Origin of the sequence: uncultured Roseobacter sp. (assembly GCF_947491795.1) — a bacterium.
Lineage (GTDB): Bacteria > Pseudomonadota > Alphaproteobacteria > Rhodobacterales > Rhodobacteraceae > Roseobacter.
Genome location: NZ_CANLKW010000001.1, coordinates 1,263,718 through 1,274,741, shown reverse-complemented (window position 1 = coordinate 1,274,741; position 11,024 = coordinate 1,263,718). Strand labels below are relative to the sequence as shown.

Genomic DNA, 11,024 nt, shown 5'->3' with positions numbered 1-11,024 from the left:
AAAAGCAGGGGCAGTCAGACTTTGGTCATTTCCACAATCGCCGATACGGTGCTGCGTCAGGTGGAAACGGTGCAGGACACGGTCAGCGAAACGCTGTTCGAGCCGGTGATCCGCATTGGCGTGACAGGCCTTGCCCGGGCGGGCAAGACGGTGTTCATCACCTCGCTGGTCGCCAACCTGCTGGACCGCGGGCGCATGCCGCATCTGGTGGCCGAAAGCGAAGGGCGCATCGAGGCCGCCTTTCTGCAGCCGCAGCCCGACGATACCGTCCCGCGCTTTGAATACGAAAGCCATCTGGGCAATCTGACAGCACAGACGCCGCGCTGGCCGGACAGCACCCGCGCTGTGTCAGAGTTGCGCCTGTCACTGCGCGTGCGCCGGGGGGGGCTGCTGTCGGGGTTGCAGGGGCCAAAGACCATTCACCTTGATATTGTGGACTATCCCGGCGAATGGCTGCTGGATCTGGCCCTGCTGGACAAAACCTATGCACAGTGGTCGGCAGAGGTGCTGGCGCGCACAGCCGACCGCGCGGAGGCCCGCGCCTGGCACGGGCTGGTGGCGGCCACCGATCCCAGCGCCCCGCTGGAAGAGACGCAGGCCCAGGCGCTGGCCGCCGGGTTCACCGCCTATCTGACGGCTGCGCGCGACGCCGGGTATTATGACTGCACGCCCGGGCGGTTTTTGCTGCCGGGGGATCTGGCGGGCTCGCCGGTGCTGACATTTGCGCCGCTGCCGGGCGAGGGTGCAGGCCCGCGCGGCTCGCTTCTGCGGGAAATGACCCGGCGCTTTGAGGCCTATAAAAAATCTGTTGTGCGCCCGTTTTTCCAGGACCATTTCGCGCGCATCGACCGCCAGGTGGTGCTGGTGGACGCGCTGGGGGCCATTCATCGCGGGCCGCGCGCGGTGGAGGATATGCGCGGTGCGATGGCCGATATCCTGGCGGCGTTCCGGCCCGGGCAGAACGCGTTTCTGACGCGGCTGTTTCAGGGCCGCCGGGTCGAGAAAATCCTCTTTGCCGCGACCAAGGCGGACCATCTGCACCACAGCCAGCATGCGCGGCTGACCGCGATCATGGAAGCACTGGTGCGCGGTGCCTCTGACCGCGCCGCCTTTGCCGGTGCAAAAACGTCAGCCCTGGCCATCGCCGCCCTGCGCGCCACCACCGAAGAGACGCTGACCCACCAGGGCGAAACCATGGACGTGGTGCGCGGACGGTTGCTGGAGAGCGGCAAACAGGCCGCTTTCTACCCCGGCGCGCTGCCAGAAGATCCTGGCCAATTGTTAACGCCTGCCCGGGAAGGTGCGGAAAAGTGGCTCGATCAGGACTATCGTGTGATGAATTTCGCACCCCAGCCACTAACTTTGCGCTCTGCCGGTGGTCCGCCGCATATCCGGCTTGATCACGCCGCCCAATTCCTTTTAGGGGATAGGCTATGACTGAGCTGACGATCACAGACGCACGGCTGCTCGACGCAGGCGCCATCGGCAATATCCTGTCGAAGACCAACGACCAGATGCCCTGGCTGCCGCGCGTGCATTCCGCAGCCGAGGAAATCCGCTATGCCGGTGATATGATCGAGGCGGGCTGGGTGCGTGTGGCCAAACGCGATGGCCGCGTTGTCGGCTTTATCGCGCGCTGGGAAGCGGATGTGCATGCGCTTTACGTGCTGCCCGACGCCCAGGATGCCGGTGTGGGCACCGCGCTGATCGAAAATGCCAAGGCGGAATGCGACGCGCTCAGCCTGTGGAGCTATGAGGCCAATTCATCGGCCACACGGTTTTACGGGCTGCGCGGATTTATCCAGACAGACCGCACAGATGGCAGCACAAACGACGCCGGCCTGCCGGACATCCGGTTTGAATGGACGCGGGACGGGCGCTGATGGCGCGCGGACCGGTTCTCATTGATCTCGAAGAAGACGCTGGCCCCTCGGTCGCCGATGCGCCGCCGGTTCCTGACCTCGGCGGCACGCTGCCCCGTGGCCAGGCCATGCAGACCGCCACCCGGATCGCGGCCCGCCCGCCCTCGCGTCTGGGGCGCTGGTTTCTGGGGCTTGCCGCAGCGCTGACCGGGGCCTTTGCCTCGCTGGCTGCATGGGAGGTCGTGACCGCGCTGATCGCGCGCAACGCGGTGCTGGGCTGGGGGCTCGCCGGTCTGACGGGCGCCTTTCTGGCTGTGCTGTTGCTTGTCATCCTGCGCGAGATCGCCGCCATCGGACGTCTGCGCAAAATCGACGGGATCAGGCAGGCGGCGGATACCGCGCTGGCCGATCAGGATCTCAAAGCCGCGCGGGCTGTCGCGGCGCAGCTCACGGCACTTTACAAAGGGCGCGAGGACACCCGCTGGGGCCGCGAGCGTTTTGCCGGTCTGCAGGGGGACCAGATGGATGCGCCCGCACTGCTGTCCCTTGCCGGGACAGAACTGCTTGGCCCGCTGGATGCCCTGGCCACCCGCCAGGTCGAGGCCGCCGCGCGCCAGGTCGCAACGGTTACAGCACTTGTCCCGCTGGCGCTGGCGGATGTGGTGGCCGCACTGGCAGCCAATCTGCGCATGATCCGGCAGATTTCGCAGATCTATGGCGGCCGGGCGGGTCTGCTGGGCAACCTGCGTCTGGCGCGTGCGGTGACGGCGCATCTGGTGGCCACCGGCGCGGTAGCCGTGGGCGACGACATGCTCGAAAGTGTTCTGGGTGGGTCTTTGCTGGGGCGGCTCTCGCGCCGCTTTGGCGAGGGCGTGGTCAACGGTGCGCTGACGGCGCGTGTGGGTGTCGCCGCGATGGAGGTCTGCCGCCCATTGCCTTTTGCCACTGGAAAACGGCCAAAAGTGCGCGATATCATCAGAAGCAGCCTGAGCGGACTGTTTGGCGGAACGAAAAGCTGACCAGATGCTCCGGCCCACCGGGCAGGGAGTGACCCCATGGAGAGTTTTGCCGCCGATCTGGCGACGATGGTGCGGACGCCACTGGACAAAAGCCACGTGGCATTAATGCGCCGGGCCGGGCGCGAGGTGGATTTCGCGGCAGGCGAGATGGTGCAGGAACCGGGTCAGCCGACGGATCTTTTCCACTATGTGCTGGCCGGAGAGGTCGAGGCCGTTGACCCGCGCACGATGGAACGCATGGGCAACGCGACCCTGGGCCCCGAGCAGTTTTTCGGTGATCTGCAGTTTTTGTCCGGCGGGGTGTCACTGGCCGGTGCGCGGGCCGTTGTGGACAGTCAGCTCCTTTGTGTGCCGCGCGATGCGATGCTGCGGCTGATGTCTGACGTGCCTGAGATGAGCGATATCATCGTCACGGTCCTGGCCGCCCGCAGGCAGCGTGCACTGCGCGAGTCCGACGGCGCGCTGACCCTGATCGGACCGGAGATCAGCCGCGACATCCGCCAGGTCGCGGGTTTTGCCGCCCGTAACCGTATCCCCTACCGCGAGATCGCCGCCGATTCCGATGAAGCGCGGGCACTGGCGGCGCAATGCGGCATCGACCGCGCCCATCCCGGCGTGATTTTTGGCAAAGAGCGCAAGATCGACCCGCCCACCCCCCGCGCGGTGGCAGAGGCGCTGGGTCTGGACCTTAAGCTGGGGGATGCCGGCACCTTTGATGTGCTGATTGTCGGGGGCGGCCCGGCAGGTGTCGCCGCCGCCGTCTATGCGGGTGCCGAGGGGCTGAGCGCCCTGGTGCTGGAAGATCTGGCCATCGGCGGGCAGGCGGGGACCTCCAGCCGGATCGAGAACTATATGGGCTTTCCCACCGGCATTTCGGGGGGCGATCTGGTCGGGCGGGGCGAGGTCCAGGCCATGAAATTCGGCACCCGTTTTTCCGTGCCGCGCCGGGTTGAGGCCCTGCGCCAGTGCGCAGAGAAGTATTTTCACGTCACGCTGGATGACGGTCAGGACGTTACTGCCAAGGCACTGGTGGTGGCCACAGGCGTTCAGTACCGCCGCATGCCGCTGGACGGGCTGGAGCAGCTGGAGAACGCAGGCGTCTATTATGCGGCCACCGAAACAGAGGCGCGCTGGTGCCGCGACAGCGAGGTAGCGGTGATCGGCGGGGGCAACTCTGCAGGCCAGGCGGCAATGTTTCTGGCGCGTACCACACGGCATGTGCATGTGCTGGTGCGCGGCACCGGGCTGGCGAGCTCGATGTCGGACTATCTGCTGCAGCGGCTTGAGACACACCCGCGCATCACGATCCACACCCGCACGGAGGTCACAAAGCTGCACGGGGAGGCGCGGCTGGAGTGTGTGACCATCCGCGACCGCGCCTCGGGGCAGGACTGGGACCTGCCCACATCCTCGCTTTTCGTGATGGTGGGGGCGGCCCCCAACACGGACTGGCTGTCGGGGCTGATCACGCTGGATGCCCAGGGCTTTGTCTGCACCGGTGCGGCCTGTGGCGGCCGCTCGCAGTATGAAACCTCCTGTCACGGCGTCTTTGCGGTGGGTGACGTGCGCGCGGGATCGGTCAAACGTGTCGCCTCCGCGGTGGGAGAGGGCTCGGTTGTGATGTCATCTGTCTGGTCTCATGTGAACGGGTGAGGGGGCTCTGCCCCCGGTGCCTGCGCACCTCCCCCGGGATATTTTAAGCCGGAGAAGAGGGCCTTGCCCGCGCGGGGGGGGCTGCGTATAAGGCGCTCATGATGCAGGCCTGCGTGATCACGATACGAATTATATCCCCGGCGCTCTGACCTGATGAGACGCCGGGCAAGGGTGCTGAGATGCTCGCACCGACCTGCATCATTTCCGTGAACTCCCCCCATCCGAAGGACGCCCGCAATGTGCGCCGACAAAGCCGAAGCCCCAGACTATAAATCCACCCTCAATCTGCCAAAGACCGATTTCCCCATGCGGGCAGGTCTGCCCAAACGCGAGCCGTCCTGGCTGGCGCGCTGGGCAGAGATCGGTGTCTATGATCGGCTGCGTGAAAAAGAGGGGCGTGCGCCCTTTACGCTGCACGACGGGCCGCCCTATGCCAACGGGCATCTGCACATCGGGCATGCGCTGAACAAAACGATCAAGGACATCATTGTGCGCAGTCATCAGATGATGGGGTTTGATGCGCGCTATATTCCGGGCTGGGACTGTCACGGCCTGCCCATCGAATGGAAGATCGAGGAACAGTACCGCCAGAAGGGCAAAAACAAGGACGAGGTGCCGATCAATGATTTCCGCGCCGAGTGCCGGAAGTTTGCGGCCGGCTGGGTCGATATCCAGCGCGACGAGTTCAAACGTCTGGGGATCACTGGCAACTGGGCCGATCCTTACCTGACGATGGATTTTCATGCCGAGCGGGTGATTGCCGAGGAATTCATGAAATTCCTGATGAACGGCACGCTCTATCAGGGTTCCAAGCCTGTGATGTGGTCGCCAGTGGAGAAAACCGCCCTGGCCGAGGCGGAGGTCGAATACCACGACCGCAAGACCGATGCGATCTGGGTCCGCTTTCCGGTGGTGCGCTTTGAGGGCACCGTGTCCGCAGACGGAGAGGACGCGCAAAAGGCGCAGAAGACCGCCGCTGAGCGCCTGCTGGGCTTTCGCAATACCAGCGTGCTGATCTGGACCACCACGCCCTGGACCATCCCGCAGAACCGGGCGATCTGTTACGGGCCGGGCATTTCCTATGGGCTGTACGAAGTCATTGGCCGCCCCGAAGAGTGCTGGGCGACGATCGGCGAGAAAGTCATCGTCGCTGATGCGCTGGCAGAAGAGATCTTTGCCCAGGCCCGTCTGGGCGGGGAAGGCATGGTGCGCCGTCTGGCGGATGTCTCTGTGGAGGAGTTGTCCGGCATGATCTGTGCCCATCCGCTGCGCGGGCTGGACGGTGCGGCGGCAGAGTGGGATTTTGACGTGCCCCTGCTGGCGGGTGACCATGTAACCCAGGATGCGGGCACCGGCTTTGTGCATACGGCCCCCAGCCACGGGGATGACGACTATGCCATCGGGGTCAGGCACGGGCTGCCGATGACCTATAACATCACCGACGACAGCGCGTTTCGCGCAGATCTGCCGTTTTTCGCAGGCGAGCAGGTCATCCGCCCCAATGGCAAACCGGGCGGCGCCAGCAAGGCGGTGATCGACAAGCTCAAAGAGCCCGGTGCGCTGATTGCGATGAAACGGATCACCATTTCGGACGCCCATTCCTGGCGCTCCAAGGCCCCGATCATCCGTCTGAACCGGCCCCAGTGGTTTGCCGCCATCGACAAACCGGTGGGCGACGGCCAGGACACCTTTGGCAAAACGATCCGCGAACGCGCGCTGACCGAGATTGACAACGTCAGCTGGACGCCCCGCTCCGGGCGCAACCGCCTGCATTCGATGATGGAGGCGCGGCCCGACTGGGTGCTCAGCCGTCAGCGCGCCTGGGGTGTGCCGCTCACCTGCTTTACCAGAAACGGCGCGGGCTATGATGACCCGGACTATCTGCTGCGCAATGACGCGGTGAATGCGCGTATCACAGAGGCCTTTGAGGCCGAGGGCGCGGATGCCTGGTATGAAGAGGGCGCCAAAGAGCGTTTTCTGGGCGGTATCGTGAACCCGGAGGAGTATACCCAGGTCACGGATATTCTGGATGTGTGGTTCGATTCAGGCTCCACCCACGCCTTTACCCTGCGCGACCGCGCCGACGGCAGCGCCGACGGTATCGCCGATGTTTACATGGAAGGCACCGACCAGCACCGCGGCTGGTTCCATTCCTCTTTGTTGCAGTCGGTGGGCACCACCGGCCGGGCGCCGTATCGCAATGTGATCACGCATGGCATGACGCTGGACGAAAAGGGCTTTAAAATGTCCAAGTCCATCGGCAACACCATCGTGCCGGAAAAGGTCGTGCAGCAGTATGGCGCGGATATTCTGCGGCTCTGGGTGGCCCAGACGGATTATACGCTGGACCAGCGCATCGGGCCGGAAATCCTGAAAGGTGTGGCGGACAGCTATCGCCGTCTGCGCAACACCATGCGCTATATGCTGGGCTCGCTCACGGATTTCTCTGAAGCGGACCGGGTTGAGCCTGCTGACATGCCGGAGCTGGAACAATGGGTGCTGCACCGTGTGGCCGAGCTGGATACATCTGTGCGCGAAGGCTATGCGCGTTTTGATTTCCAGGGGGTCTGGCAGGCGGTCTTTACCTTTGCCACGGTGGATCTGTCGGCTTTCTACTTTGATATCCGCAAGGACGCGCTCTATTGCGACGGGGATACCGAACAGCGGCGCGCGGCGCGTACTGTGCTCGATATTCTCTATCAGCGGCTGACGACCTGGCTGGCACCGATTCTGGTCTTTACCATGGAAGAGGTCTGGCTGGAGCGTTTCCCGGGTGCCGACAGCTCGGTCCACCTGGTGGATTTCCCGGAGACGCCCGACAGCTGGCTGAACGCGGATCTGGCGCAGAAATGGGCGGGCATCCGTGCCGCGCGCCGTGTTGTGACCGCAGCGCTTGAGATCGAGCGTACCAACAAGGTGATCGGCGCATCGCTGGAGGCAGCACCGGTTGTGCATGTCGCGGACAAGGCGTTGCGCGCGGCCCTGAAAAAGCTGCCCTTTGAGGATATCTGCATCACCTCGCAGATCAAAATCAGCGCCCGCAAGGCCCCGGAGGATGCCTTTACCCTGCCGGAAGTGGCCGGCATCGGCGTGAAATTCGCCAAAGCCAAGGGCAAAAAATGCGAACGCTGCTGGAAAGTGCTGCCGGAAGTGGGCCGTCAGAAGCACAAGGGTGTGTGTAAACGCTGCAATGCGGCCGTGACGGCGGCAGGCTGATCGCGGTCAGACGGCACTGCGGGTGCGGTGCCGTCTGTGCATCTCTTCAGGTGGTTTTGCGCCGCCGTGCTGCGACCAGCGCACCGGCCCCTGTGAGCAGCAGCAGCCCGCCTGCGGGCAGCGGCACAACCGCTGGCGCGAACTGATTGCCGACACGCAGGGAGTAGGTCTGCGATGCGGTCAGCATGACATCCGCACTGACAGACGCAAAAATCCCGAGACTGCCGAATGTCTGGTTCTCGAACACCAGCGTTTCGCTCACGCTGCCGCCACTGGTGAAACCGGCGGCGACGGCCACATCGACCAGGTCATCGACGCCGAGGTCGGTCAGGGCGAAAATACCCGCGCTGCCTGTCCCTGGCCCGATGATACCGGCCGTGCCGATGGCGGGCAGAGGAATGGACGCGGTGGACCGCCAGACATCCGCCGTGCCACCGCCGCCCAGGGCAAAACGGCCTTCTGCCACATCAACACCAGTGCCGAACGATGCGCCGGACACCATGGTGAAATCGCTCAGATCCAGAATGCCTGCGGCGGAAAAGACGACATCGTCGCCCCGCTCATAGACGGTGAGTGTCACAGTACCCGCAGCGGCGGGCAGGGCCGCCAGGGCCGCAAATATGGAGAAAATGAAAGTAATGGGTTTCACGAACGGGTCCTTCTGAAAACGTCGTACGGAAAAGTTAACGCCGTCCCGTGATCCGCCGCAACAAAAATGTACCCGCGCCCGGGCGCGTAGGATCCATATGCTTTCGACGCGTGCAGCTGCGAAAAACCGGCACCAGCTGCCGCAGCGCCACCTGCCAGCAGCCCGGCGCGTATCACCCCGGGCCCGTTACCTCCTGATCCATCCGGTCAGACTTTGATCCCATAGGTGCTGCACTCGGTGAACGCTATGTTCGTCGCACCGCGGGGGATGTATTTCTGCCTGATCAGATAGGTCTGGGCCAGCGCCTCTTTGTCCTGCTGACTTTTGGGGTGGCTTTTGGTCCGCACCATCACATCCGACCCTTTTGACCCCTGCTGAAACGCAAACGTCCCCGCGACGCCGTTCAGCGTATAGGTGCCCGAAGCGCTGCTCAGACAAACCTTGGTCTGCTGAAACTGCACCACGGCACGCTGCAGCACCGCAGCGGCAGCGCTTTTTTGCAGCGCACCGGCGCGCAGGGCTGCCGGGCTTTGCGCCGCGCGCTGTGACAGTGCGCTCAGGCTGCGGTCCGGGGATGCCCGTCCGGGGGCGGGGCCGGTGGCGCGCTTTTGCGCGGGGGCAGAATGGGCCTGTCTGGAATGGCGCATAAGAAGGCTCCGTCAGGTGGGGTCACCCCAGCATGACACGGATCGTGCAGCACGGATACGTCCTTGACCGCTCCCGCTCAGTCAGCACCAGGCATGGCGACGGCCTCCAGCTGCTCCATGTCGCGCCGGGGCAGCGCCGCTGCCGCGGACGCATCCAGCGCCACATCTGCAAAGGCGCGCGCCGCACGGGCCATATCGGGCGCATCAGCAGCGGCCAGGGCCGCCAGCGACTGGCGCAGTGCAAGTGCCACCTCCACCGTGCCCGCCCCATCGCGCGCGATGGCGGCAAACCCCGCTTCCAGCAGGTCGGCGGGGTCGGGAAAGGCTGCAAATACACGCGGCGCGGCGGGGGCGTCCGGGTCCGGTGTCTGCAGCGTATAGTCCCACAGCACCGATTTCAGCGCCAGAACGGCCTCGATGGCGGTGCCCGGATCGTTGATGCCCGGCGACAGCGCGCGCGAGGCAATCTCGGACAGCACCGCCAGACTGAACCTGGCGTCCTGCTCATGCGTACGGATACGCCCAAAGGTAAAGGTCTTGCCCAGACGCTCCAGGGTCCCGGCGTCCACCGTCCCGGAGACCTGCGCGATGACCTGGCGTTCCAGCACGTGCGAACCGGGCCGCATATCCAGATAGATCGCCGCCCCCTGTGGCAGGCAGTCTTCCAGCTTTGCCATATCGATCAGCTGCAAAAAGCCCGATTGCGGTGCGGGCAGGGGGGTCGTTTCCTGGGGCAGCACGGTCTCGCCCGTCAGGGGGGAGGCCCCGTAGCGCGGATGCCGTGCCAGAGACAGCAGTGCCTCGCGCGCGCGGCCCCGGGCGGCATCCAGGCTCGCCTCGACACTGCCCAGTGTTGTCAGATGCTGGATCCACCGCAGCAGCGAGACCACCACCCAGATCACCACAAGCGTCGTGATCATCATCATCACAAAGGCGGCGTCTTCCGGGTAAAACCCCAGCCGGTAAAGCACGATAGAGCCCAGCGAATAGACAAAGGCGCCGATGAACGCCGCCAGCACCGACTGGGTTGTCGTGTCCTCCAGCAGAATGCGGTGCACGCGTGGCGTGGCCGCATCGGCGGCGGCCCTGTGGGCAGAGACCATGATGTTCAGCGAAAAGGTCGAGACCGCCAGCATCGACGAGGCAAGGATCGTCAGAACCGCCATCACTGCAGAGAAATCGATTTTCGCCTTCAGGCTTTCGTCCAGCAGCGCATTCGCAAAGGGGCTGATCAGCGTCGCCGCCAGTGACAGCAGCGCATAGAGCAGCACGCGCAGTCCCATGTCGCGGTAATATCGCAGAAGAACAAGTTTGAGCCATCTCAGCCGGGACATCATGTCCCGACCGTACCCGGGCCCTGCGGATCATCCAACCGGAAAGCGGCGCGCAGCCGGGCAAAATGCAGCCGCCGCCCCGGGCCGTGCTTTTTGGCGCAGGTTCCGGGTTGCGCTGTGGCACGGGTGCGGGCACCCTGGCGGCATGCTTACAGCCTCTGTTCCCACCCGCTTTGGCGATCTGACCGTTACCGAGGACGCGGGCGCGATTACCCGTCTTGGCTGGGGCGCGGCCCCGCGCCAGGACCGCTCGGACCTGTTGAGCGCCGCGACAGAGCAACTGCTGGCCTATGAAGCGGGCCGGCTGGAGGTCTTTGATCTGCCGCTGCGTGTGGCGGGCACGGATTTCCAGCGCGCGGTCTGTGCGCAGATGCGCGCCATCCCCTTTGGTGAAACGGTGACCTATGGCGACATTGCCCGGGTGCTGGGTGCGATGCCCCAGGCGGTGGGGCAGGCCTGTGGCGGCAATCCGATCCCTGTAATCATCCCCTGTCACCGCGTCATGGGGGCCAAAGGGCTGACCGGGTTTTCGGGTGCGGGTGGGGTCGAGACCAAAGTGGCACTGCTGCGCCATGAAAAGGCGGGCGGTTTTCTGATCTGACCGGGAACGTGGTACCGTGCGCACCGGTCACGCAAGGCCAGGG

9 protein-coding genes are annotated in these 11,024 nt (G+C 64.6%); 6 read left to right on the top strand and 3 right to left on the bottom strand.

The features are described 5' to 3' along the window. Positions 1-21 precede the first annotated feature (21 nt). From Q1A34_RS06155 to ileS, 5 genes are all read left to right on the top strand, one after another. On the top strand, positions 22-1,437 hold the full coding sequence (locus Q1A34_RS06155; RefSeq protein WP_300032059.1) for a YcjX family protein: 1,416 nt from the start codon (positions 22-24) through the stop codon (positions 1,435-1,437). Next, positions 1,434-1,883 carry a GNAT family N-acetyltransferase gene (locus tag Q1A34_RS06150; RefSeq protein WP_300032057.1) on the top strand — a complete coding sequence of 150 codons (450 nt, stop codon included), beginning with the start codon at positions 1,434-1,436 and terminating at the stop codon, positions 1,881-1,883. Before Q1A34_RS06155 ends, Q1A34_RS06150 begins: the two co-directional genes overlap by 4 nt. Then, positions 1,883-2,881 (top strand): YcjF family protein, encoded by a 999-nt coding sequence (locus Q1A34_RS06145; protein WP_300032365.1) that lies wholly within the window; start codon positions 1,883-1,885, stop codon positions 2,879-2,881. Before Q1A34_RS06150 ends, Q1A34_RS06145 begins: the two co-directional genes overlap by 1 nt. A 36-nt stretch (positions 2,882-2,917) precedes the next feature. Beyond that, positions 2,918-4,534, top strand: a complete 1,617-nt coding sequence (locus tag Q1A34_RS06140) for a cyclic nucleotide-binding domain-containing thioredoxin-disulfide reductase (RefSeq protein WP_300032055.1) — start codon at positions 2,918-2,920, stop codon at positions 4,532-4,534. A gap of 237 nt (positions 4,535-4,771) precedes the next feature. Further along, on the top strand, positions 4,772-7,750 hold the full coding sequence (ileS, locus tag Q1A34_RS06135; RefSeq protein ID WP_300032053.1) for an isoleucine--tRNA ligase: 2,979 nt from the start codon (positions 4,772-4,774) through the stop codon (positions 7,748-7,750). 46 nt (positions 7,751-7,796) lie between these two features. On the opposite strand, the gene Q1A34_RS06130 is transcribed toward ileS, so the two are convergent. The 3 genes from Q1A34_RS06130 to Q1A34_RS06120 all read right to left on the bottom strand — a co-directional run bounded on the left by Q1A34_RS06130 (position 7,797) and on the right by Q1A34_RS06120 (position 10,380). Continuing rightward, the gene (locus tag Q1A34_RS06130) at positions 7,797-8,399 is read right to left on the bottom strand and encodes a VPLPA-CTERM sorting domain-containing protein (RefSeq protein ID WP_300032051.1); all 603 of its coding nucleotides are present in this window, start codon (positions 8,397-8,399) and stop codon (positions 7,797-7,799) included. Between the two features lie 206 nt (positions 8,400-8,605). After that, complete coding sequence (locus Q1A34_RS06125) at positions 8,606-9,046, bottom strand: hypothetical protein (protein WP_300032049.1); 441 nt, start codon at positions 9,044-9,046, stop codon at positions 8,606-8,608. 77 nt (positions 9,047-9,123) lie between these two features. Further along, positions 9,124-10,380: a DUF2254 domain-containing protein gene (locus Q1A34_RS06120; protein ID WP_300032047.1), complete on the bottom strand. Its 1,257-nt coding sequence runs from the start codon at positions 10,378-10,380 to the stop codon at positions 9,124-9,126. A gap of 145 nt (positions 10,381-10,525) precedes the next feature. Between Q1A34_RS06120 and Q1A34_RS06115 the strand changes: the two genes are divergently transcribed. Next, a complete protein-coding gene (locus Q1A34_RS06115) occupies positions 10,526-10,981 on the top strand; it encodes a methylated-DNA--[protein]-cysteine S-methyltransferase (protein WP_300032045.1) in 456 nt (151 codons plus the stop codon). The last annotated feature ends 43 nt before the right edge of the window (positions 10,982-11,024 follow it).

Coding starts and splice junctions, on each gene's coding strand:
- Q1A34_RS06150 (WP_300032057.1), top strand. CDS start 1,434: ATGACTGAGCTGACGATCACAGACGCACGGCTGCTCGACGCAGGCGCC.
- Q1A34_RS06145 (WP_300032365.1), top strand. CDS start 1,883: ATGGCGCGCGGACCGGTTCTCATTGATCTCGAAGAAGACGCTGGCCCC.
- Q1A34_RS06140 (WP_300032055.1), top strand. CDS start 2,918: ATGGAGAGTTTTGCCGCCGATCTGGCGACGATGGTGCGGACGCCACTG.
- ileS (WP_300032053.1), top strand. CDS start 4,772: ATGTGCGCCGACAAAGCCGAAGCCCCAGACTATAAATCCACCCTCAAT.
- Q1A34_RS06125 (WP_300032049.1), bottom strand. CDS start 9,046: ATGCGCCATTCCAGACAGGCCCATTCTGCCCCCGCGCAAAAGCGCGCC.
- Q1A34_RS06120 (WP_300032047.1), bottom strand. CDS start 10,380: ATGTCCCGGCTGAGATGGCTCAAACTTGTTCTTCTGCGATATTACCGC.
- Q1A34_RS06115 (WP_300032045.1), top strand. CDS start 10,526: ATGCTTACAGCCTCTGTTCCCACCCGCTTTGGCGATCTGACCGTTACC.